Source organism: Halomonas sp. A29, from assembly GCF_046723295.1.
Lineage (GTDB): Bacteria > Pseudomonadota > Gammaproteobacteria > Pseudomonadales > Halomonadaceae > Halomonas.
Genome location: NZ_JAXQPR010000003.1, coordinates 487,807 through 510,958, shown reverse-complemented (window position 1 = coordinate 510,958; position 23,152 = coordinate 487,807). Strand labels below are relative to the sequence as shown.

Annotated in this window: 22 protein-coding genes and 1 pseudogene; 19 read left to right on the top strand and 4 right to left on the bottom strand. The window is 62.9% G+C overall.

Annotation, left to right across the window (positions count from 1 at the left end; all coding sequences use genetic code 11):
* From SPH52_RS08335 to SPH52_RS08280, 12 genes and pseudogenes are all read left to right on the top strand, one after another.
* Positions 1-384, top strand: a pseudogene (locus tag SPH52_RS08335) (chemotaxis protein); the annotation flags it as partial.
* A gap of 20 nt (positions 385-404) precedes the next feature.
* Complete coding sequence (locus tag SPH52_RS08330; RefSeq protein WP_411794554.1) at positions 405-1,268, top strand: CheR family methyltransferase; 864 nt, start codon at positions 405-407, stop codon at positions 1,266-1,268.
* A 168-nt stretch (positions 1,269-1,436) separates the two neighbouring features.
* Positions 1,437-2,498, top strand: coding sequence for a protein-glutamate methylesterase/protein-glutamine glutaminase (locus tag SPH52_RS08325; RefSeq protein ID WP_411794538.1), 1,062 nt, complete (start codon positions 1,437-1,439; stop codon positions 2,496-2,498).
* Between the two features lie 58 nt (positions 2,499-2,556).
* A complete protein-coding gene (locus SPH52_RS08320; RefSeq protein WP_411794537.1) occupies positions 2,557-4,329 on the top strand; it encodes a methyl-accepting chemotaxis protein in 1,773 nt (590 codons plus the stop codon).
* Between the two features lie 75 nt (positions 4,330-4,404).
* Positions 4,405-4,794 carry a chemotaxis response regulator CheY gene (gene cheY, locus SPH52_RS08315; RefSeq protein ID WP_411794536.1) on the top strand — a complete coding sequence of 130 codons (390 nt, stop codon included), beginning with the start codon at positions 4,405-4,407 and terminating at the stop codon, positions 4,792-4,794.
* A 37-nt stretch (positions 4,795-4,831) separates the two neighbouring features.
* Positions 4,832-5,524 (top strand): protein phosphatase CheZ, encoded by a 693-nt coding sequence (cheZ, locus tag SPH52_RS08310; protein ID WP_411794535.1) that lies wholly within the window; start codon positions 4,832-4,834, stop codon positions 5,522-5,524.
* 168 nt (positions 5,525-5,692) lie between these two features.
* Positions 5,693-6,889: a flagellar biosynthesis protein FlhB gene (gene flhB, locus SPH52_RS08305; RefSeq protein WP_411794534.1), complete on the top strand. Its 1,197-nt coding sequence runs from the start codon at positions 5,693-5,695 to the stop codon at positions 6,887-6,889.
* A complete protein-coding gene (gene flhA, locus SPH52_RS08300; protein WP_411794533.1) occupies positions 6,886-8,967 on the top strand; it encodes a flagellar biosynthesis protein FlhA in 2,082 nt (693 codons plus the stop codon). Before flhB ends, flhA begins: the two co-directional genes overlap by 4 nt.
* A gap of 12 nt (positions 8,968-8,979) precedes the next feature.
* Complete coding sequence (gene flhF / locus SPH52_RS08295) at positions 8,980-11,175, top strand: flagellar biosynthesis protein FlhF (RefSeq protein ID WP_411794553.1); 2,196 nt, start codon at positions 8,980-8,982, stop codon at positions 11,173-11,175.
* Positions 11,176-11,766 (top strand): hypothetical protein, encoded by a 591-nt coding sequence (locus SPH52_RS08290; protein ID WP_411794532.1) that lies wholly within the window; start codon positions 11,176-11,178, stop codon positions 11,764-11,766.
* Positions 11,767-11,822: 56 nt separating this feature from the next.
* Positions 11,823-12,185 (top strand): flagellar protein FlhE, encoded by a 363-nt coding sequence (locus tag SPH52_RS08285; protein WP_411794531.1) that lies wholly within the window; start codon positions 11,823-11,825, stop codon positions 12,183-12,185.
* 56 nt (positions 12,186-12,241) lie between these two features.
* Positions 12,242-12,946: an RNA polymerase sigma factor FliA gene (locus SPH52_RS08280; RefSeq protein WP_411794530.1), complete on the top strand. Its 705-nt coding sequence runs from the start codon at positions 12,242-12,244 to the stop codon at positions 12,944-12,946.
* Here the strand turns inward: SPH52_RS08280 and SPH52_RS08275 are convergent.
* Complete coding sequence (locus tag SPH52_RS08275) at positions 12,943-14,145, bottom strand: EAL and HDOD domain-containing protein (RefSeq protein ID WP_411794529.1); 1,203 nt, start codon at positions 14,143-14,145, stop codon at positions 12,943-12,945. The two genes, SPH52_RS08280 and SPH52_RS08275, sit on opposite strands and share 4 nt — an antisense overlap.
* Positions 14,146-14,515: 370 nt before the next feature.
* On the opposite strand from SPH52_RS08275, the gene SPH52_RS08270 reads away from it, so the two are divergent.
* Together SPH52_RS08270 and SPH52_RS08265 are read left to right on the top strand one after the other, a co-directional pair.
* Positions 14,516-15,334: a motility protein A gene (locus SPH52_RS08270; protein WP_411794528.1), complete on the top strand. Its 819-nt coding sequence runs from the start codon at positions 14,516-14,518 to the stop codon at positions 15,332-15,334.
* Positions 15,327-16,013: a flagellar motor protein MotB gene (locus tag SPH52_RS08265; protein WP_411794527.1), complete on the top strand. Its 687-nt coding sequence runs from the start codon at positions 15,327-15,329 to the stop codon at positions 16,011-16,013. The genes SPH52_RS08270 and SPH52_RS08265 overlap by 8 nt, the downstream gene beginning before the upstream one ends.
* A gap of 112 nt (positions 16,014-16,125) precedes the next feature.
* Here the strand turns inward: SPH52_RS08265 and argF are convergent, their stop codons facing one another.
* Positions 16,126-17,046, bottom strand: coding sequence for an ornithine carbamoyltransferase (gene argF / locus SPH52_RS08260; RefSeq protein WP_411794526.1), 921 nt, complete (start codon positions 17,044-17,046; stop codon positions 16,126-16,128).
* Between the two features lie 170 nt (positions 17,047-17,216).
* Here argF and SPH52_RS08255 point away from each other — a divergent pair, with 170 nt between their 5' ends.
* Positions 17,217-17,567, top strand: coding sequence for a Grx4 family monothiol glutaredoxin (locus SPH52_RS08255; RefSeq protein ID WP_411794525.1), 351 nt, complete (start codon positions 17,217-17,219; stop codon positions 17,565-17,567).
* Between the two features lie 216 nt (positions 17,568-17,783).
* Complete coding sequence (locus tag SPH52_RS08250; protein WP_411794524.1) at positions 17,784-18,428, top strand: HPF/RaiA family ribosome-associated protein; 645 nt, start codon at positions 17,784-17,786, stop codon at positions 18,426-18,428.
* A gap of 29 nt (positions 18,429-18,457) precedes the next feature.
* On the opposite strand, the gene rnt is transcribed toward SPH52_RS08250, so the two are convergent.
* A complete protein-coding gene (gene rnt / locus SPH52_RS08245; RefSeq protein WP_411794523.1) occupies positions 18,458-19,123 on the bottom strand; it encodes a ribonuclease T in 666 nt (221 codons plus the stop codon).
* Between the two features lie 200 nt (positions 19,124-19,323).
* Between rnt and SPH52_RS08240 the strand changes: the two genes are divergently transcribed.
* The gene (locus SPH52_RS08240; RefSeq protein ID WP_411794522.1) at positions 19,324-20,544 is read left to right on the top strand and encodes an argininosuccinate synthase; all 1,221 of its coding nucleotides are present in this window, start codon (positions 19,324-19,326) and stop codon (positions 20,542-20,544) included.
* A gap of 104 nt (positions 20,545-20,648) precedes the next feature.
* On the top strand, positions 20,649-20,948 hold the full coding sequence (locus SPH52_RS08235; RefSeq protein ID WP_411794521.1) for an HlyU family transcriptional regulator: 300 nt from the start codon (positions 20,649-20,651) through the stop codon (positions 20,946-20,948).
* A 29-nt stretch (positions 20,949-20,977) separates the two neighbouring features.
* Here SPH52_RS08235 and SPH52_RS08230 read toward each other — a convergent pair whose 3' ends face one another.
* Positions 20,978-21,790, bottom strand: a complete 813-nt coding sequence (locus SPH52_RS08230; RefSeq protein ID WP_411794520.1) for an IclR family transcriptional regulator — start codon at positions 21,788-21,790, stop codon at positions 20,978-20,980.
* Between the two features lie 219 nt (positions 21,791-22,009).
* On the opposite strand from SPH52_RS08230, the gene SPH52_RS08225 reads away from it, so the two are divergent.
* Positions 22,010-23,152: a M81 family metallopeptidase gene (locus SPH52_RS08225; RefSeq protein ID WP_411794519.1), complete on the top strand. Its 1,143-nt coding sequence runs from the start codon at positions 22,010-22,012 to the stop codon at positions 23,150-23,152.

Here is a 23,152-nt window from a genome sequence, read left to right as displayed (position 1 = left end):
GCCTCGCAGCGGGTCAACGACATCATGGGCGAGATCACGGCGGCCTCCGAGGAGCAGAGCAGCGGTATCGGCCAGATCAACCAGGCCATCACCGAGATGGATCAGGTGACCCAGCAGAACGCCGAACGCGTGCAGCAGAGCGCGCGGGCGGCCAGTGACCTGCAGCACCAGGCAGAGCTGCTCGAGCGTGCGATTCGTGTCTTCCGGCTGCGTGGCGCCGGGCTCGAGCAGGTAACCATCCACGAGCAAGAGCGAACCTCGGAGGCTTCTGCCGGGCGTGCGCGGATTGCCACCCCCGCCTTGTCGCATGACCCGCGTCCGGTGAAGCGTACTCCTGGCAAGTCAAGCAAGGCGACGGCCGATGAAGAGTGGGAAACATTTTGACGAAGTTACAGGGCCCCGGGATGGAGCCGGGGCAATGGTCCGGGTTGGGTCACCTCGAGCGTGACCTCATCCTCACCGATGAAGACTTTTCCCGGATTCGCCAGTTGATCTATCAGCGAGCGGGTATCGTGCTGGCGGAGCACAAGCGCGAGATGGTCTACAGCCGTCTGGCCAAGCGCTTGCGCCATCATGGCCTGACTCGCTTCAGCGACTACTTGGAAAGGCTGGCCCGCCAGCCCGATGCGAAGGAGTGGGAGGCATTCACCAATGCCTTGACGACCAATCTCACGGCCTTTTTCCGTGAAATGCACCACTTTCCGCTGCTGGCCGAGCATGTGCGCAAGACCAGCGGACCCGTGCGCGTCTGGAGCGCAGCCGCCTCGACCGGAGAGGAGCCGTACTCGATTGCCATGACTCTGTTGGAGACCTTGGGCGCACGCGCGGCGGATGCTCGCGTCGTGGCCACCGATATCGACACCGAGGCGTTGACACGTGCACGGGCTGGCGTCTACCCCGTCGAACAGGTACGCAAGCTCGATGAAAGCCGAGTCAAACGCTTCTTTCACAAAGGGCGGGGGCAACATGAAGGGCTTGCCAGGGTGAGGCCCGAGGTTTCGTCTATGGTGGAGTTCTTGTCGATGAACCTGCTCGCACCGCAATGGCCGCTCAAGGGACCCTTCGATGCCATTTTCTGTCGCAACGTGATGATCTATTTCGACAAGCAGACCCAGGCTCGGATCCTCGAGCGCTTTGCCCCGTTGCTTAAGCCCGATGGTTTGCTGTTCGCTGGCCACTCGGAGAACTTCTCCTACATCAGCAAGGTGTTCCGCCTGCGTGGTCAGACGGTCTACACCTTGGCGGATCGTGTCACTACCAGAGTGTGAGGAAACTGCCAACAGCGCGGTTGTCGATGCTTGCCTTGGTCGTGGCAAAGAGGCACCGCGCTGGAGCCTTTTCAGGCAGTGAGCCTAAAGTTTTCATCTCCCAGGCCGATGATTGACGTATGAATTGCCTCGGGTCGCAATGACTCCCTCATGAACAGGAGACTTGTCTTGGGATCGAACAGGATCAAGGTGCTGTGTGTCGATGACTCCGCGCTGATTCGTGATCTTCTCAGCGAGATCATCAACTCGCAGCCGGACATGGAAGTGGTAGCCGTGGCACCTGATCCTCTGGTGGCGCGCGACCTCATCAAGCGGCACAACCCCGATGTGCTGACACTTGATGTCGAGATGCCGCGGATGGATGGCCTCGATTTTCTCGAGCGCCTGATGCGCCTGCGACCGATGCCGGTATTGATGGTGTCGTCACTGACTCAGGCCGGCTCGGAGATCACCCTGCGTGCCCTTGAGCTGGGGGCCGTCGACTTCGTCGCCAAGCCGTCGCTGGGCATCCGCAATGGCATGCTCGAGTATGCCAACGACATCGCCGAGAAGATTCGTGCCGCGGCCAAGTCACGCCCGCGCCAGGCGCGTCAGGCCCAGGCGGCACCACGGGCCACCTTGAAGGCACCGCTGGTATCGAGCGAAAAGTTGATCATCATCGGGGCCTCGACGGGAGGAACCGAGGCAATCCGCGCCGTACTAGAGCCATTGCCCGCCAATAGTCCGGCCATCTTGATCACCCAGCACATGCCTGGCGGTTTCACCCGTTCCTTTGCCGAGCGGCTCAACCGTCTCTGCAACATTACGGTGAAGGAGGCCAGCGATGGCGAGCGGGTGTTGCCGGGCCATGCCTATATCGCTCCTGGCGATGCACATCTCAAGCTGGCGCGCAGCGGGGCAAACTACGTGGCCAGGCTCGACGACGGCCCCCCGGTCAACCGTCACCGCCCCTCGGTGGACGTGCTGTTTCACTCTGCCGCTACCCAGGCAGGGCGCAACGCCATCGGTGTGATTCTCACCGGCATGGGCAAGGATGGCGCGGCTGGCCTGCTCGAGATGCGCCAGGCAGGGTCGTCCACTCTGGCCCAGGACGAGGCGAGCTGCGTGGTCTTCGGCATGCCGCGTGAGGCCATCGCCATGGGAGGGGCGGTAGAAGTGACCAGCCTCGACGACATTCCGGAGCGCCTGATGGCGCTGGTGGCGGCCTCGGGCCGTGCCCAGCGAGTCTGAAGACTCAAAAAAAACAAGACGAGAGACATCGTCACCTTACGCAAGGAGTCGCCTCGAGATGAGCCGCTTGATTCGCAATATCAGCATTCATGCCACCGTGATTGCCGCCCTGGTCAGCTTTGCCGTGCTGATTGGCGTGGTGTCGCTGCTTTCGTTTCTGTCGGAGCGACATGCCGGCCGGGTCATGACGGATCTCGATCGCATCAACACGCAACAGCTCAACGAGATCAACCGTGCCGACGCCTTGCTCAACCTGGCACGCGTAAGCCTTGAAATCGCTTCCAACCAGATCATGCTGGGGCGCATGGGCGATGCCAATGAACAGCTCGATACCGCGGCAAATCGCATGGATCGTGCCGAAGTCCGCTTGAGTAATTTCGTTGCCGCACCCAAATCCGCTGAGGCCCAGGAGATGGCGCAGCGGCTCGAGCAGCACTTTACGACGGTGCTTGGGCTCGTGCGTGAACAGCACGAGGCGCTCGATCAGCTCAACACACCGGGGTTCGGTAACCTGCGTGATCAGTTGACCGAGCCGAGTGCTGCCCTGGCCGACAGCATGACCGAGTTCGTTGCCTATGGCTTCAGTACTGCCCAGGCGATGACCTCAGACTTCCGCGCCCAGGCCGATCGCTCCGAGATCGTCATGGGGGTGGCGCTTCTGCTGGCCATACTCGTGTTGGGGTTGGTCTACTTCGGGCTACGCGCCACGGTGATTCATCCGCTCAACTCCGCGGTCAAGCATCTGCAGACCATCGCCAAGGCCGACCTGACCGGCAGGATCCCCGAGGGCAGCCGTAACGAGATCGGCAAGCTGTTCAACGCCATGCGCAACATGCAGCAGAGCCTGACGCGCATCGTCGGTCAGGTACGCGACAGCAGCGGCTCGATCCACATCGGTACCCGCGAGATCGCCAGCGGCAATGTTGATCTCTCCTCTCGCACCGAGCAACAGGCGGCTTCGCTGGAGGAGACCGCTTCGAGCATGGAGGAGCTTACCGCCACGGTTCGCCAGAATGCCGACAATGCACGCCAGGCCAGCGGGCTGGCCCTGGATGCCTCGACCACCGCGGAGCGTGGCGGTGAGGTCGTCGATCGCGTCGTCAAGACCATGAGCGGTATTTCGGTGAGCTCGCAGAAGATCAGCGATATCACCAGCGTGATCGACTCCATCGCCTTCCAGACCAACATCCTGGCGCTGAACGCCTCGGTGGAGGCGGCGCGTGCCGGCGAGCAAGGGCGCGGTTTCGCCGTGGTGGCTGGCGAGGTGCGCAACCTGGCCAGCCGCAGTGCGACTGCGGCCAAGGAGATAAAGGAGCTGATCGACGGCTCCGTGGCCCAGGTGAAGGAGGGCTCGACCCTGGCCGAACAGGCCGGCGAGACCATGGACGAGGTGGTCAAGGCGGTGCGCCGTGTCACCGACATCATGGATGAGATCTCGGCAGCCTCCCAGGAGCAGAGCGACGGTATCGAGCAGGTAAGCCAGGCGGTGGGCCAGATGGATCAGGTGACCCAGCAGAATGCCTCGCTGGTTCAGCAGGCGACGGTGGCCGCCGCTTCGCTGGAAGAGCAGGCCAGCCACCTCGAGCAGGCCGTCGCCGTGTTCCGCCTGGTGGGGGACGTGCAGCAGGCGCACCAAGACAGCGCTGAGCAGGCACGAGCCGGGACTTCTGCTGGCGAGGCGACGTTGGCACAGCGTACCGGTGTGCCTGCTTTGCCCAAGCAGGGGGAACGGGCGCGCCTGGATTCGCGCGCAGTCGCCGAAATCGATCCCAAGCCGAAGCGTAAACCCCAGCGTGAGCCTGTAGCCGAGGGCGACTGGGAAGAGTTCTGAAGGCTCATTGCACCCACGACGGCAACCAGCGCCGTCAGACGACGATCATTGTTAGATAGATAGAGAGGAATCCCGATGGCTGACAAGAACATGAGCTTTCTGGTGGTCGACGACTTTCCGACCATGCGCCGGATCGTTCGGAGCCTGCTCAAGGAGTTGGGTTACACCAACGTAGAGGAGGCCGAAGACGGGCAGGAAGCGTTGAGCAAGCTGCGTTCCGGTTCCTTCGAGTTCGTCGTTTCCGATTGGAACATGCCCAATCTCGACGGCCTGGAGATGCTCAAGCAGATCCGCGGCGATGCGGCACTCAAGGAGCTTCCCGTCCTGATGGTGACCGCCGAGGCGAAGAAGGAGAACATCATTGCAGCGGCTCAGGCAGGAGCCAGCGGCTACGTAGTGAAGCCGTTCACCGCAGCCACGCTGGAAGAGAAACTCAACAAGATTTTCGAAAAACTGGGCAAATGACGCCGACGGCTAGCCCCGCTGGCGGAGGAGAGACAAGATGAGCGCAAACGAGCAGCCTGGCCAGGCTCAATCGGCCGGAGCCGCCGGCGAAGATCTGGTCCAACGGATCGGACAGCTTACCCGCATGTTGCGGGAAAGCATGCGCGAGCTGGGCCTGGACAAGGAAATCGAGAAGGCGGCGGAGGCGATTCCCGACGCGCGGGACAGGCTGAGTTACGTGGCTACCATGACCGAGCAGGCCGCAGAGCGCGCTCTCAATGCCATCGATCGTGCCCAGCCGCTGCAGGACTCGATCAGCAGTGGCGCCGAGTCGCTGGACAAGCGCTGGGCGGAGTGGTTCGCCGAGCCCAAGGAGCTCGACGAGGCGCGTGACCTGGTCAAGCAGACGCGCTCCTACCTGGCCGATGTGCCCGACAAGACCCAGGCTACCCAGAAGGAGCTGCTCGAGATCATGATGGCCCAGGACTTCCAGGACCTGACAGGCCAGGTGATCAAGAAGATGATGGACGTCATCCGTGAAATCGAGCATCAACTGGTACAGGTCTTGATCGATAACGTTCCCGGAGAAATGGCCCGCGAAAACATGCAGCGCAAGGCCAACGACCAGTGGGAGAACGAGGCGCGCCGCCGGGAGGAGGGGCTGCTGAACGGCCCTCAGATCAAGCCCGGCGCCGATGTGGTCACTACGCAGGATCAGGTGGACGATCTACTCGATCAGCTTGGCTTCTGAGGAAAAGCGGTCTCAATTACCTGGTTTTTCTCGCCAAAGTTCAACATGACTATTCTTCTGCGCCGAGGGTCGCAGCCGATAAGGCTACGATCTTCGGCGCTTTTTGGCGTATCGCCAACCTGCCGTTGACGCCACAATGGCCACCGTGCGTAGAAGTGTGCAGGTGCCATGGCCGACCAGAGCAGCGATCAGGAAAAGACCGAAGAGGCCACGCCTCGACGCCTCGAGAAGGCGCGCGAGGATGGCCAGGTCGCCCGCTCCCGGGAGTTGACGACCTTCATGCTGCTGTTGGGTGGCGTGGTGGGCATGTGGTCGATGGGAGCGCTGCTCTATGACCAGTTGGGACTGGTCATGGAACAGGCCTTTCTGTTCGAGCGTCGCCAAGCCTTTGAAACCGGCCCCATGCTGAGCAACGTGCTCGATCTCGCGAACCGTACGCTGCTGACCATGCTGCCGCTGTTCCTGCTGCTGACCCTGGTGGCGCTGGTGGCGCCTGCGCTGCTCGGTGGCTGGCTGATCTCGGCCAAGTCGCTCAAGCCCCAGCTGTCCAAGCTCAACCTGTTCAAGGGCCTGAAGCGCATGTTCGGCACCCAGGCGCTGGTGGAGCTGTTCAAGGCAGTGGCCAAGTCGTTGCTCATTGGTGGGGTCGGCATGACCTACCTTTACTTCAAGCGCGGGGAATACCTGTCGCTGATGGATCAACCGACGACCCAGGCGTTGGCCCGGGCGTTGATGATGGCAGCCGAGGCCTGTGGGCTGATGGTACTGACGCTGCTGGTGGTGATCCTGATCGACGTGCCCTACCAGCTCTGGAGCCATGCCAAGAAGTTGCGCATGTCGAAGGATGAGGTCAAGCGCGAGCACAAGGAGTCCGAGGGCGACCCGCACGTCAAGGCGCGCATTCGCTCCCAGCAGCAGGCCATGGCGCGTGGACGCATGATGAGCAAGGTACCCGAGGCAGACGTGATCATCACCAACCCGACCCACTATGCAGTGGCTCTGCAGTATGACGAGAAAGGCATGGGGGCCCCCAGGGTGGTTGCCAAGGGTGCCGACCTGGTAGCCGGGCGTATTCGCGAAATTGGCCGGGAGGCCGGTGTCCCGCTGCTTGAGGCGCCGCCGCTGGCTCGCACGCTGTATCATCACGTCGATCTCGAGCACGAGATCCCGATGGATCTTTATACCGCCGTAGCGGAAGTCCTGGCCTGGGCCTTCCGTCTCAAGCACGTTTCCAAAGAGGGGGGAGAGGTGCCGCCTACACCCGAGAATTTGCCCATACCGGAAAACCTGGCAGTGCCAGCCGCCGATGCGGTAGCTGGCGCCGCTGACCAGGGCTCCGCAGGGCCCGGCGGAGAACGTCGATGAAATCACTCAGCCATATTATCGGGCGTCGTGATTGGATAAGCGACGTACGCATGAAGCTGCTGGCCGGCCCGATCCTGATCATCATGATCCTCGGCATGATGATCGTGCCGCTGCCGCCGTTCGCGCTCGACCTCCTCTTCACCTTCAACATCGCCTTGGCAGTGATGGTGCTGCTGGTCAGCATGTTCACCCAGAAGCCGCTGGATTTTGCCGCTTTCCCGGCGGTGCTGCTGTTCACCACGCTGCTGCGCCTGTCGCTAAACGTCGCTTCGACACGAGTCATCCTGATGGAGGGCCACCAGGGTGGCGATTCTGCGGGCAAGGTGATCGAGGCATTCGGCGAGTTCCTCATCGGTGGCAACTTCGCCGTGGGCCTGGTGGTATTCCTGATCCTGGTCATCATCAACTTCATGGTCATCACCAAAGGTGCGGGGCGCATCGCCGAAGTCGGCGCGCGCTTCATGCTCGACGCCATGCCCGGCAAGCAGATGGCCATCGACGCCGACCTCAACGCAGGCCTCATCGGCGAGGAGGATGCCCGCAAGCGTCGCGCCGAGGTCGCCCAGGAGGCAGATTTCTACGGCTCCATGGACGGTGCCAGCAAGTTCGTGCGCGGCGACGCCATGGCTGGCTTGATCATCATGGTGGTCAACGTCATCGGCGGTCTCATGATCGGTATGCTCCAGCACGGCATGGGCTTCGGCGATGCCGCCAGGACCTATACCCTGATGACTATCGGCGACGGTCTCGTCGCCCAGATCCCCGCCTTGATCATCTCTACCGCCGCCGGCGTGACGGTCTCCCGCGTCAACACCGAGCAGGACGTCGGCCAGCAAATGATCAGCCAGCTGTTCGTCAACCCCCAGGTAATGGTCCTGGCGGCGCTGGTCATGGGCCTGCTGGGCCTGGTGCCGGGCATGCCCAACCTGGTGTTCCTCATCTTCACTGGCCTGCTGGCCGGCTTGGCCTGGATGCTTACGCGGCAGAAGGAGCAGCGTCTGGTCGAACAGGAGCTTCACACCGAAGTGCCAGCGCCACCCGAAATGCCCGAGGCCAGTTGGGAGGACGTTCAATTGGTGGATACGCTGGGTCTCGAGGTCGGGCATCGCCTGATCCCGCTGGTCGATCAGCGTCAGGATGGCGAGCTGCTGGGGCGGATCAAGAGCGTGCGCAAGAAGTTCGCCCAGGAGGTCGGCTTCCTGCCCGCCGTGGTGCATATCCGCGACAATCTGGAGCTTGGCGCCAACACTTACGTGATCACCTTGAAGGGGGCCGAGATCGGCCGTGCCGAAGCCTTCCCGGGCCAGTGGCTCGCCATCGACCCCGGTCAGGTCACCGGCCAGCTTCAGGGGACGCCGACCTCCGATCCCGCCTTCGGCCTGCCGGCCATCTGGATCGACGGCGGTCAGCGCGAACACGCTCAGGTCTACGGTTACACCGTGGTCGACGCCGGCACCGTGATTGCCACGCATCTCAACCACCTGCTGCATCGTCATGCGTCGGAAATGCTGGGGCGACAGGAGGTCCAGAAGCTTCTCGACAAGCTGGGCGAGGAGCAGAAGTCGCTGGTCGATGACGTGGTACCCAAGGCGATCAGCCTGACCGTGCTGCAGCGCATCCTGCAGAACTTGCTCGATGAGGACGTCTCCATTCGCGACATGCGCACTATCTTGGATACCCTGGCAGAACATGCAACGCAGCAGCAGGATGCCAATGAACTGACGGCACTGGTGCGGATCATGTTGGGACGGGCGATTACTCAGCAATGGTTCCCCGGACGCGATACGCTGAACGTAATCGGTCTGGATGCCCAGCTCGAGCAGGTCCTGATGCAGGCAATGAATGGCAATGGGGCGCTCGAGCCAGGGCTCGCCGAGACCTTGATGCGCCAGACCGAGCAAGCCTTGGAGCGGCACGAGGCGAGCGGTGAGCCGCCGGTGTTGGTCGTACAGCATAGCCTGCGTCCGCTGCTGGCCCGTTTCCTGCGCCGGCGCATGCGCCACTTGGTGGTCATGTCGCAGGCCGAAATACCCGATGATCGAACGCTGCGTATCGTGACGTTGGTGGGAGGTCGATAAACGATGAGTGTCATGCGTTTCGTGGGCGTCAACAGTCGTGAAGCCATGCGCCAGGTGCGCGCTGCGCTGGGTGACGAGGCTTTGATCCTGGCCAACCGGCACACCGAGCAGGGTGTCGAGATCCTGGCGATGGCCGAGTCGGCTGCAGAGGATGGCAATGGCGGTATTGGTGAATCCACGCCACGGTCTGCCGAGCCTGGCCGCCCGGCCGCGCCAGCGCCGCCGGACCCGACCCAGGCCTTCGAGGCCATGAGTGCAAGGCTGCTCGAGGAGATGCGCGACATGCGTTCGCTGCTCACCGAGCGGAACCGGCCGGAATCGCCCGAAACGCTGGGTGAGAAGCTCATACAGACGATGCTGGAGGCCGGTTTCGGCCAGGCGCTTGCCGAAGAGGTCGTCTCGGCATTGCCTGAGGAGTTGGCGCGGACTGCTGCGCTGGATGAACGTGCCTTGGCTTGGCTGGCGCGTCAACTGGCCAAACGCTTGAGCGGCCTGGACGACGAGGCGGCCTTCATGGATCGTACCGGTATCGTGGCGCTGATCGGGCCCACCGGGGTGGGCAAGACGACTACCACGGCCAAGCTCGCGGCACGCTACGTCATGAGCCACGGTACCCGACCGGTAGCACTGGTAACCACAGACAGTTTCCGTATCGGTGCTCACGAACAGCTGCGCATCTATTCACGGCTGCTCGACGTGCCGATGTACGCGCTCAACGCCGACCAGCCGGTCTCTGACCTGCTGGAGCGCATGAAGGGCAAGTCCTGGGTCATCATCGATACGGTGGGCATGAGTCAGCGCGATCACCGTGTAATCGAACAGGTCGGCCACCTGCACGGCGGCGACTCGCCGGTGCGCCTGGTGCTGCTGCTCAATGCCGCCAGCCAGCCGGAGACCCTCGAAGAGGTAGTGGTGCGCTATCGCCAGGCGGCCCAGGCGGCCGGCGGCGAGCTGAACGACTGCATCATTACCAAGCAGGACGAGGCCGGCAGGCTGGCGCCCGTACTCGATATCGTCATGCGTCATGGGTTGCGCCTGCTGTTCGTCTCGCATGGCCAGCGTGTACCCGAGGATATGGTGCTCGCAGAGCCCGTCGCCTTGATCGAACAAGCCCTGGCCGACCGTGCGCCGCTGACAAGGCCGAACGTACGCCAGGTGGCGGAGCCAGCCGTGCGAAATTCCGGCAACCTGTTGGGGCAAGGGCGTCGCCTGGCCGGCGTGCTGCAAGCGCTGCGCCAGCGCCTACCTGGTTTCGAACGCCTCGAGGAGGCGTGGAACCTGCTGGGGCTGCCGTCAACCATCCAGCAGCAGCGTCTCGAAGAGCTGCTGAGTGAGTATCCCGGTCCCGGGCAGGTCCAGGGCATGATGTGGAGCGAACGCCGCCGTGTCCCGGGCGAGAGTTGGTCGATGCCGGACGTGGCGCTCAGCCCCGAAGGCACCTGGCTGGCGCTGCCGCTGCTACAGCATCGCCAGGTGGCGGGACAGAAGGCACGCCTGGAGGCGTCGCTGGAGCGACATCTTATCGATCTGCACCTAATGAGCGGACTGCCCGATGGCGAGACGGGAGAGTGGCTGGAACAGCGGAAATTGAGCTGGTGCAGCCAGGTGCGCGGCAGCCAGCGCGTCGAGCACGCCGGCGAGCGCCTGAGCCTGGCGTCGCTAGCCGGTGTTGGCGAAGGCGTCAGCGAAGAGCGCTGTCGTTTCCGCGGTGGACCAGCACGTCTCAGCCTTTCCACGTTGCCCGTCAACGTGGCCCTCAAGGGCAGTCGGCGCGGCCAGGAGCACCTCGCCGCGCAGGCCTGGCTGGGTGAGGTTCGTGACGAGGAGAGCAGCAGAATTCTCGGCACGCGTTACTGGATTGCTCCGGCGCGGTTGGGTGGCGAATCCAAGCCACTGTTGCTTACTTTGTTACAGGGTGACGTGTTGCCGCAGCTTGCTCGCCGTGCCTGGCAACGCCTGGATCCGGCCGAGCTGGGGGAGCTTCGTGCTGACCTGAAGTTGTCGATGGCCGGGGGGTTGGCAACGGTTGCGGCCCACCTTGACCTTGCCGAGGACGAGGCGGCAATGGACCTACGTGCGGAGCTGCTGGGGCTAGGGGGAGGTCGTCGACGCCGACGCGACGTCGCGCTGCTCGAGTCGTTGATACAACTCTTCATGGTGCGCGATACCATTCGCCACCTTGGTCTCGGTGAAAGGGAGACAGGCTAGATGGGATGGGACCAGGCCGCAGGGCTGCGCCAATGGGCGAACGGTGACTCGCAGGATTGCCCGACACATGTGGCCGAAATGCTGGTCGAGCTGGCGACTGGCGGGAGTGGCGATGTGGCAAGGCCGCAGGCGGCAGTCCGTGCATCCGCCAAGCCAGCGCCCACGAGGGTGGCCGTTGCAGCGCCGCGTGCGACAGGCACCGCCAGGGATGTGACATTGATGGTACTGGGTCTGCCGGGCACCGCCGAGCGGCATACCGGCAGGGTGACCGAACTGCTGGAGAGCTGGGCTCGCGAAGGGCGGAGCTGGGTAGGCGATCCACGCTCCTGGCGTATCGTGGCCCTGCCGGTCGGTAGCCCGCACCTGCCGGTGCTGGCCGCGCAGCAGGCACACTGGGCGCTGTGGGTGGATGACGATCTGGAGGCTTTTCGTCGCGGCTATCGCCTGCTCAAGCAGATCGCCGAGCAGGGTGGCCCGCAACGTTTGATCGCCGTGCATCCCCCAGGGGTGGGGCGCCAGGGTCTATTGGCCAATCTGCAGTATGTGGCGGAGGCTTATTTCGGCATCGAACTGTTGGTATTGGCGCGATGATTAGTCGAGTGAGTCCTTGGCTTCTGGGTATCGCCCTCTGTGGAGGGTGGGTGGGTATGGTTCAAGCTGCGGGCAGTTGGGTGGCTACGGCTCCTTCACTATTGGTGGCCATGGTCGAGCGGCCGATGTCATCCGCTGCCTTGCTGCCACCCTCGCCCGCGCTGGCCCAGGGCCAGGTGATGGGACGGGTCATTTGGCAGTACCAGCCGCCGGCCGGCAGTGGGGTGGATGCCTGGCTTTGCCACCCGGGAGACTGCGTGCGACTACCGGGCCCGCGTGGGCAGACCGACGCCATGACGGGTCTGCCGGCCGATACGCCACTCTATTTTCAGTTTTCACTGCAGGATCGACGCCAGCGTGCCGCGACCCTGCAAGGGCTGCAGGTCATCGTCAACCACGAGCATCTGCATCGTCCCTGACCCGTCGAGCGACCGAATCGACGCTCGAGGGAATTGTCAGCCGTGAGAGCAAGCGCATGTACACAGCACGAGGCAAGATCGAACAGGCAGACCTGCTGGATGAGTACCTGCCGCTGGTGAGGCGTCAGGCGCTGTCCATGCAGGTACGGCTACCGGCGAGCATCGAGCTCGACGACCTGATTCAGGCCGGCACGGTGGGGCTGCTGGAAGCCATGGGCCGCTTTGATGCGACCCAAGGGGCCAGCTTTGCTACCTTTGCCAGCCAGCGTATTCGCGGTGCCATGCTCGACGAACTGCGCAGCCGGGACTGGTTGCCGCGCAGCGTACGTCGCAATGCACGGGCGGTGGACGAGGCCGTGCGCCGCCTCGAGCAGATGCTGGGGCGGCCGGCCGAAGAGACCGAAATCGCTGCCGAGCTCGATATGGAGTTGGGAGAGTACCGGCAACTGCTGAACGACACGAACAGCGGACATCTGCTGCCCTTCGAGGCGCTGATGGCTGAGGGTGTCGAGCCCGGGATCGAGGATGCCTCGATCGACACCCCCTATCGCATGCTCATCGACGAAGAGAAGCGTCGGCAGCTGACCGAGGGCATCGAGGCGCTTCCCGAGCGCGAGAAGCTGTTGATGGCGTTGTACTATCAGGAAGAACTCAACCTCAAGGAGATCGGGGTCGTGCTCGGCGTTACCGAATCGCGGGTCTGCCAATTGCATAGCCAGGCGGTGAGCCGACTTCGGGCGCGCCTGGCCGATCACGATTAAAGGTTGTCCATCAGCGCCTTGGTGCTGCTCAGCGCATTCATGTAGCAGCTGTGGAGCTGGTCCGGGGGCAAATCGTCGATGGCTTCCTCGACCTGGCGCTCATGGTTTTCGCAGAGGGTCAACACGGCGCCGAGGGGGCCTGCCCTGTGTTTCAGGGCGTCGATGATCGGCTGGCCCAGCGGCAAGTGTTCGAGCAAGGTATTGCGGTCCTCTTCGAGCAGGGCATCCATCATCGAGAACAGGCCGGTGGTGAAGGCGTCCTCGGGGTCGAGAGCGGGAAAGGGAGCTGCCAGGTTGCGACACATGAAGGCGCGGATCAGCGCCATGCGCAACACGATGCGCGACGAAGGCTGCAGGCTGGCGAGAGTCAGGGTCAGGATCAATCGACGCAACTCGATCAGCCCCAGGATCTGTACCGCGCGATGCAGGTCGACTTCCTTGCCGCCGCGATGAAAATAGCTGGAGTTGGCCCGGCGCAGAATGGCCACGTGCAGGTGCGGCACCTGCACCGCCAGCTCATGGAGCCGGTTGAAGTCGCTGTTGTCTTCGTAGAGGGCGCGGATCAGTCGGATCTGCGCGGCCCGGTTGCCATGGCGCCCACGGGGTGCCGACGCGATGAAGTTGGGCTTGGCGAGATAGTTTCCGTGGTAGTAGTCACAGCCCATCGCCTGGTAGCGCGCCAGCTCTTCCCGGCTGTCGAGGTTCTCGACCAGCAGCTTGACGTTGCGAGCGGGCAGCCTCTCCAGCGTCTTGTCGTCGAGATCGTGTGGCGAGGAGAGCACGATGATGTCGCAGCGATCGAGCATTGTCTCCAGGTCCTGCTTCAGCAGGCGGGTGGGCAGGACGACCCGGTAGCCGCGCTCACGGATGTCATCGAGCGTTGCCAGCAACTCGGCATCGATCATGCCCTCCTCTGCGATACCGAGCGCCAGGCGTGGCGCCGGAGTAGGCAGCAGTTCGGGGCGTTCGAGCCAGCCCAGCGGGAGGTCGACAAGCAACGTACGGTCGCCCAGCAGGCCACTATCGCCAAGTTCGTAGACGGTGCTGGCCAACGCCTTGGCCGTCGAGGACATGATGTCCTCGGCTTCGTCCTCGGTATGCCGGCCATAGACCAGTCGATCCGCCACGTGGTGATGGCTGGCATCATGTATCGGCTGAAGAGCGACGGTGAAAGGAACGTGATCCCTTTGCTCGGGCATGCTGCTTGGCTCCCTGCTGCGTATGATGAATTCGGATGTTTCAAGTGTTCAGGCTGTCTTGACCATGGTCGAACCGCTTTTTCTAGCTGGCCCGCTGCAACGTTACCAAGGATGGTTCCAGGCCAGGGGCAGGCCCCCGAGGCTGGGGCGGGTATAAAAGAAGCCTTGTTGCCGGTAAGGCTTCATCGAAGGGCCTGCTGCCGACGGGGACCTCGTGAACTCCGTATCGGCTGAGAGCAAGGAAACTTTAACGTGGTGCGAAAAACTTGACCTGTATCAATCAAATGCCTGCATTTTACAGGCATGACTAAAGCGTTTCCGGCCCTAGCCGATATTTTCTAGACTCGATGCCTCGCATCCAGGAGCTTGAATGAACCCATCCACCATTATCGGCATGTTCGCCAGCGTCGTTCTGCTGGTCAGCGTGCTGTTCTTCACCGCCGAGTCGCCGCAGAGCTTCATCAATCTGCCGGGCCTTGCCATCGTGCTGGCCGGGACCATGGCGGCGACCTTCATCAGCTATCCGCTCAAGGAAGTCCTTCGGGTGGTGCGCCTGGTGGGCCTGGTATTCCGCCGGGAAAACACCTATATGCGCGACGATATCAAGGAGCTGGTGGATATCTCTCGGCTGTGGTTCAAGGGCGACGTGCGGGCCGTCGAGGCGGCGCTGGAAAAGGCGCGCAACCCCTTCCTGCGCACCGGTATTCAACTGGTCATCGCCAACACCAAGGAAGAGGAGATCTTCGACCTGCTGCGCTGGCGCATCGCCCGGCTCAAGGCACGCGAGCACGCCGAGGCGCAGATCTTCCGCACCATGGCCACCTATGCCCCGGCCTTTGGCATGATCGGTACCCTGGTCGGACTGGTCAACATGCTCGAAGTGATGGAATCGGGTGACCTGCACGTCATCGGTCCACGCATGGCGGTGGCGTTGTTGACCACCTTCTACGGCATTCTCCTGGCCAACCTGGTATTCAAGCCGATTGCCGTGAAGCTCGAGCGGCGTACCGAAGAGCGATTGATCGCCATGAACATGGTGTTCGAGGGGATATCGCTGATTACTAAGCGTCGCTTGCCCTCCTTCATCGAGGAGACCCTCAACTCCTTTGTCGCCAGCTACCATGACGAGATCCGCGACCCCTTGGTGACCAAGCCGGACACCACTGACGAACAGGCGCAAAATGCTTGATCGCAGCACGCGCGACATGCTGCAACCTCCCGCGATAGATGCCGCCGAAGGGGAGGGCTGGCTGGTGAGCTACCTCGACGTGCTGACGCTGCTCATCACGCTGTTCGTCCTGTTGCTTTCTCTGGCTGGCAATGGCCTGGCCGTCAAGGGCAGTCGTCACGCTGGCGAAGCCAATATGCTGGTCAGCCCGCAGGCCGAAGCAGCGGCGCTCATGGTGGCGGGGGCGGGGCTCAAGCCGCGCCATGATGGCCTGCAGCCTCGCTTCCCCGGGCTCAACATCGAAGGTGTGAGCGTAAGCGAGGGACAGCAGGGCATTACCCTACGTATCGATGACAATCTGCTGTTCGACAGCGGCCAGGACGTTCTCACGGGGCAGGGGCGCGAGGTATTGGGCCGGCTGCGTGAAGCCCTCGCGACATTCGATGGCGATATCTCCGTGGAAGGGCACACCGACAGTATTCCCATTGCCACTGCCCGCTTCCCCTCCAATTGGGAACTCTCCTCCGGGCGTGCCATCGCCGTATTGCGCTATCTGTCCGAACTGGGCTTGCCGGCCGAGCGGCTGCGTGCGGTGGGCTACGCCGAGACGCGCCCGCTGGAAAGCAATCAGACACCTGAGGGGCGCGCCGCCAACCGGCGCGTCGAGCTTCTTTTGCATCAGGAAGTGGGTGACAGCTAAGCAGCGGCCTGCCTAGCCTTGTCGCTCTGACTCATAGACCTAGCGGTGAGCAGGCCGGGATGCGGAGTCATGCCGCCGAGATGAATCCCGGCGGTACGGTAGGATATGGTTTTCAGTGGTCGACCCGACCCAGCAGCAGGAACTCGATCAACGCCTTCTGGGCGTGCAGTCGGTTGCCGGCCTCCTGCCACACCACCGCGCGAGGATCGTCGAGCAGGGTCGCGCTGATCTCCTCGCCGCGATGTGCGGGCAGGCAGTGCAGAAACAGTACGTCTGCCTTGGCGCGGTCCAGCATGTCCTCGGTGACCTGGAAACCGGCGAAATCCGCTTCGCGCTTGGCCTGCTCCTCCTCCTGGCCCATCGAGGCCCACACGTCGGTGGTCACCAGGTCCGCGCCGATCACGGCCTCGGCGGGATCGTGCAGCAGGGTGACTCGGTCGCCTGCGGCCTCGAGAATGTCCTGGCGCGGTTCGTAGCCTTCAGGGCAGCACACGCGCAGTTGGAAGTCGAACTGGCGCGCGGCATTGATCCACGAGTGGCACATGTTGTTGCCATCGCCAATCCACACCGCGGTGCGTCCACGTACGCTGCCACGCAGCTCGGTCCAGGTCATGACGTCAGCCAGCAGTTGGCAGGGGTGGTAGTCGTCGGATAGGGCATTGATCACCGGCACCGAGCTGGCGCCGGCATACGTCTCCAGCCCGGCGTGGGAGAAGGTGCGAATCATGACGATGTCGACCATTTCCGACAGCACCCTCGCGGTATCCTCGATTGGCTCGCCACGGCCGAGCTGGGTGTCCCGCGGTGACAGAAACAGCGCATGACCACCGAAGTGGGCCATGGCCGTTTCGAACGAGACCCGGGTGCGCGTCGAGGATTTCTCGAAGATCATGGCCAGCGTGCGATTGGTGAACGGCGCGTAGACAGGCCCCTGGGCCCGCAGGCGGTTCTTGATCGTGATGGCGCGCTGGATCAGGTAGTGCAGCTCTTCGGGACTGAGGTCCAGCAGGGTCAGGAAATGGCGTGTCGCCATGGCGATCTCTCCGCGCGAAAAAACCACCATCCTAGCCAGCCTGCGGGGGATGCGCAATTCGCTCGTCATCAGTAGAATGGGGCCATGAGCTAAAGGCCGAGTATCGCACTCGGGTATTGTCCGTCCCGAGAACTATCCTTGGCACCCACATCTTTCACCAGGGAGCGCACATGAGCACGACCATCGAGAACATTCAGCGCCAGATCAGCGAGAATCCCATTCTGATCTACATGAAGGGCACGCCTCAGCTGCCGCAGTGCGGCTTCTCCGCCCAGACCGTGCAGGCCCTGATGGCCTGTGGCGAACGCTTTGCCTTCGTCAATATCCTGGACAACCCGGATATCCGGGCAGAGCTGCCCAAGTATGCCAACTGGCCCACCTTCCCCCAGCTGTGGGTGGAAGGTGAGCTGGTGGGTGGCTGCGACATCGTCGGTGAGATGCACCAGAGCGGAGAGCTGGAGAAGTTGATCAAGGAGGCGGCAGCGCGCGCCAAGGCCAAGGAGGAGAGCGGCGACGCCTGATCCACTGTATGGAAGGCATCGATTGACAAGGCCCGTGAGCGTCGGCTCGCGGGCCTTGCGCGTCTCGGCCCTCCAGGCTGGAGAACGCAATCGTCGACTTACGTTGGGAAACGAAAACCCCGTGCAGAGTCGATTGATTTCTCTTCGCAGCGCTACCACGCTGACGGATGCAGTAGCCGAAAATGGATTCAGGCACGCACCGGCAGGGAGGTAGCTATGCAGACACCCTTGGAAATCACCTATCAGCACGTGTCACGCTCTGAATGGATCGACGAGTACGTCAGGTCTCGCGTGAGCAAGCTCGAAAACTTCAGCAAGGACATCGTCTCCTGCCGCGTGGTGATCGAGCAGACCCAGAACCCCCACAAGACGGGTAACCCGTATCGCGCTCTCGTCGAAGTGACCCTGCCGGCCAAGGGGGAGCTCGTTGCCGAGAAGAGCGACAAGGTCACCGACCCACAGGTGCAACTGCGCCCCATCATTCGTAGTGCCTTCGAGGCGATGGAGAAGCAGCTCAAGAAGCAGACCGCCAAGCGTGACGGCAAGGTCAAGCAGCACAACGATGAGCCGCTACCGCCCGTGGCGACGGTGGTGCGCATTTTCGAGAAGGACGGCTATGGCTTTCTCAAGAGCCTGAGCGGTCAGGAATATTACTTCCACCGTAACGCGGTGCTGCACAGCGACTTCGATCGTCTGACCGTCGGTACCCGGGTACGCTTCGAGCCCAATGAAGGCGACGAGGGGCTACACGCCAGCTCCGTACAGATCATCGACAAGCCTGGGGTAGGCGGAACGGCCGACGGCGAGGACGAGATGGACATGCCCGCCGGGTGGGAACAGGACACCGGTACCCGCCACTGAGTGAGGGTGCCGGCGTCGAGGCAGGGCGCTCACAAGTCTTCCAGTCCCTGTTCGCGTTGCGCCAGCGCCCAGCCTCCCAAGTCCTTGTAGCGGTTGACGATGGCGCAGAACAGCTCCGCAGTGCGTTCGGTATCGTAGCGCGCCGAGTGCGCTTCCTGATTGTCGAATGGAATGCCCGCCGCGCGGCAGGCGCGGGCAAGTACCGTCTGTCCGTAGACGAGGCCCGACAGGCTGGCCGTATCGAAGCTGGAAAAGGGGTGGAAAGGGTTGCGCTTGATACCGCAGCGATTGACCGCGGCATTGAGAAAGCCATGATCGAAGGCGGCATTGTGGCCTACCAGTATGGCACGGGTGCAGCCGTGGGACTTGATCGCCTTGCGCACCGGGCGAAAGATTTCGCCCAGCGCTTCCGCTTCGCTGAGTGCCACGCGTTGGCGCAGCGGATCGTCCAGCTTGATTCCGGTGAAGTCCAGGGCCGATTGCTCGACGTTGGCTCCCGAGAAGGGCTGTACGTGGTAGGCATAGGTCGCGTCCGGCATAAGGTTGCCTTCCGAGTCCATGGTGAGCGTCACGGCGGCGATTTCGAGAATGGCGTCGCGCTCCGCGTTGAATCCTCCGGTCTCCAGATCCACCACGACCGGCAGGAAACTGCGAAACCGCTGCGCCATCATTTCGCGAGTGATCGCCTCGCTCATGCACCTCTCCTCATACGTGCCTCACTGCCAGTCGTTTCGGGGACGGCTCCTTGCCAGCGAACAGCTGCCGTCGTAGGGCCGGCTCTCATGGGCGAAAAGTCTAACAGCTTGGCCGCGATACGTCCCGCAGCCGGTATTCGCCGGGCGGCAGCCACGCTATACTGCACGTCTTGTGACGTTTACCTGAGAGGAGCCCCCGAATGTCCGATGTCAAGAAGGTCGTGCTTGCCTACTCCGGCGGCCTGGACACGTCCGTCATCGTCAAGTGGTTGCAGGAAACCTACAACTGCGAAGTCGTGACCTTTACCGCTGACATCGGTCAGGGCGAAGAAGTGGAGCCGGCACGCACCAAGGCCCAGGCCCTGGGCGTGAAGGAAATCTACATCGAGGATCTGCGCGAAGAGTTCGTGCGCGACTACGTTTATCCGATGTTTCGCGCCAATACCATTTACGAGGGCGAGTACCTGCTGGGCACCTCCATCGCCCGCCCGCTGATTGCCAAGCGCCTGATCGAGATCGCCAACGAGACCGGCGCCGACGCCATTTCCCACGGTGCCACTGGCAAGGGCAACGACCAGGTGCGCTTCGAGATGGGTGCCTACGCGCTCAAGCCCGGGGTCAAGGTGATTGCGCCGTGGCGCGAGTGGGATCTCACCTCCCGCGAGAAGCTGATGGCCTACTGCGAGCAGCACGATATTCCCGTCGACTTCTCCAAGAGCAAGAAGAAGTCACCGTACTCCATGGACGCCAACCTGCTGCACATCTCCTACGAAGGCGGCATCCTCGAGGATCCGTGGGCCGAGGCCGAGGAGGACATGTGGCGCTGGAGTGTGGCGCCCGAGGCCGCACCGGATGCACCGACCTACGTCGAGCTGACCTTCGACCGCGGCGACATCGTCGCCATCGACGGCAAGGCGTTGAAGCCTCACGAGGTGCTCGAGACGCTCAACAAGCTGGGCGGCGACAACGGCATCGGCCGTCTCGACATCGTCGAGAACCGCTACGTCGGCATGAAGTCCCGTGGCTGCTACGAAACGCCGGGGGGCACCATCATGCTGCGCGCTCACCGCGCCATCGAGTCGATCACCCTCGACCGTGAGGAAGCACACCTCAAGGACGAGCTGATGCCCAAGTACGCCAAGGTGATCTACAACGGTTACTGGTGGAGCCCGGAGCGACGCATGCTGCAGGCCGCCATCGACGAGACTCAGAAAAACGTCACCGGCGTGGTGCGCATGAAGCTCTACAAGGGCAATGCCACCGTGGTCGGTCGCAAGTCCGAGCAGTCGCTGTTCGACGAATCCATCGCCACCTTCGAGGATGATGCCGGCGCCTACAATCAGAAGGATGCCGAGGGTTTCATCAAGCTCAACGCCCTGCGCCTGCGTATTGCGGCTGGGAAGGGCCGCCAGCAGAGCTGATTGTCTGTCAGATTCGCTCCGAGACACGCCGGCCCCTGGCCGGCGTTCTTGTCTGGGCGCATCCTTGAGACGAATTCCAGTGAATAGCTACGAGGGGAGATGAAATGCTGAAGAAACTGTTGGGTGGGCTGTTCGGTAGCGGCGAAGCCAAGCCGGGCAATGCCAAGGCCGCCGAGCCGGTGGAATACAACGGCTACCAGATCGTTTCGGAGCCGGCCGAGCAGGGTGGCCAGTACCGTGTCAGCGGCTGGATTCGCAAACCGGGCAATGACGGTGAACTCCAGGAGCACCGCTTCGAGCGCTCCGACCTGGTACCGGGCCGTGACGCCTGCGACCAACTGATGGTGAGCAAGGCGCAGCGCTACATCGATCAGGTCGGCGACGACATGTTCAAGCCGCGCTGAACCGACCGGCCGCTGGCCAGGCCGACCGTTCAGAAGCGCGAAATGGCCAGGGCGGCTTCGGCGGCCAACGGAAAGAACCTGTCGCGAAAGGCCTCTTCGTGCCAGTCGCTCAACGACCCTGCAATATGAATCGCGCCGCAGGGTCTGCCGTCATGTCCCATGATCGGCACCCCAAGCGCAATCTCACCGATGAGTATCTCCTCACGGGCCAGGGCGAAGCCCTGTTCTCTCGCCTCATGGACCTTGCTCATCACCCGCTCGGGGTCGGTGATGGTGCGAGGTGTCAGCGGGGTTCGGTCGGAGCGGGCAATGATGTCCTGTACCTCGTCGTCGTCCAGCTTGGAGAGGATGGCGCGGCCGCCCGAACTGCAATAGGTCGGCACACTGTGTCCCACTAGGGTGGCGAAGAAGTTCTCCCGCTTGCTCTGCATGCGTGCCGCATAGACGACGCGAACGTCGTCGAAAAGGCTGAGATCGACACGCTCTTGGGTATTGCGCCGCAGTTCGAGCAGCACCGGTGTGGCGTTACGGACGACCGGGTTCAGGCTCAGGTAGTCATGCGTATGGTCGAGAATGCGGATATCCGGCAGGAAGCCGCGTCCGTCCTTGTCCAGACGCAGGTAACCCAACTGACGCAAGGTATGCACGATGCGCTGGGCGGCGCTACGGTCGATGCCGGCCGATTTGGCGATCTCGGCCAGGCTGAGGGCGCCATCGACACCGTGGAATGCCGAGAGTACCTGCATGGCACGTGCCACGGACTGGATGAACAGCGGATCGCTGCGCTGTGCCTCGGTAATGACCCTGTCGCCAGGCACCGATTTCAACACGTGTCGCGTCATGCTTCAGGGAATCCTTCTGGATTTGCGCCAAACGGTATGTCCGACTAGCTTGCTACTAGCAGCAAAAAACAATACAGATGCATCGTCATGCGATGCAACTAGCTTCTGTAGCGATCCAGCACGCCACCGTTTCAATTGCAGCTCTCCACGGTTTCATCGATCGATTTTCGTGATGCCAGGCGGCCTGCTGCTCAGCGTGTGGAAGGGAGCACGAGAATAATGGCGTATCGTGTTGCGATCGGTGGGTTTCTTCACGAAACCAACACCTTTGCACCCAGCAAGGCGACCTACGAGGACTTCGTCCAGGGCGGTGGCTATATGCCACTGGCACGTGGCGAGGAATTGCTGAGCGCGTGCCGGGGCATCAACCTCGGTGTCTCCGGTGCGGTGGAGCAGGCGCGTGAGGCAGGCTGGGAGCCGGTGCCGCTACTGTGGGCTGGGGCCATCCCTTCCGCCCATGTCACGCGTGAAGCCTTTGACCGCATCGTCGAGGAACTGCTCGAGCGGCTGAGTCGGGCGGGTCGGCTCGATGGCGTGTTGCTGGACCTGCACGGTGCCATGGTGTGTGAGCATCTCGACGATGGCGAGGGTGAGCTGCTTGCCCGCGTGCGCCAGGCGGTTGGCCCCGAGGTACCCATCGCCGCCTGCCTGGACCTGCATGGCAACGTTACCGCTCGCATGGTCGAGCAGGCCGACATGCTGGTGGGGTTCCGCACCTACCCCCATATCGACATGGCCGAGTCGGGACGGCGCACGGCATACGCTCTCGAAGAGCTGATGCGGAGCCGAGCACCGCTGGCCAAGGCATTCATTCGCCTCCCTTATCTGGTTCCCATACCCTGGCAAACGACCGATCTCGAGCCGGCCGCGGGCCTGTATCGCCTGGTGGCCCAGCAGGAGCGCGAGGAGGTGCTGAGCACCTCGCTGTTCATGGGCTTTCCCGCTGCCGATTTCCCCGAATGTGGCCCTGCCGTGGTGGCTTATGCACGCTCTCAGGCCTTGGCCGAGGCAGCCGCCGAACGCATTGGACAGGCCTACGCCGAGGCGGAAACCGGTTTTGCCGGGCGTGTCTACGAGGCAGCGGAGGGCGTCGCTGAAGCGCAGCGCCTGCTGCGTGAGGGCGGGCGGGGGCCCATCGTACTGGCCGATACCCAGGACAACCCCGGCGCGGGAGGCGACTCCAATACCACCGGCATGCTGCGCGCTCTGGTCGAGGCTCGTGCGCAGGGGGCGGCACTGGGATTGATGGTGGATCCGGCTGCCGCGGCGAGCGCGCACCGCGCGGGTGAGGGCGCCATGATCGAAGTGGCCCTGGGTGGCACGTCCGANGGCTGCCGCGGCGAGCGCGCACCGCGCGGGTGA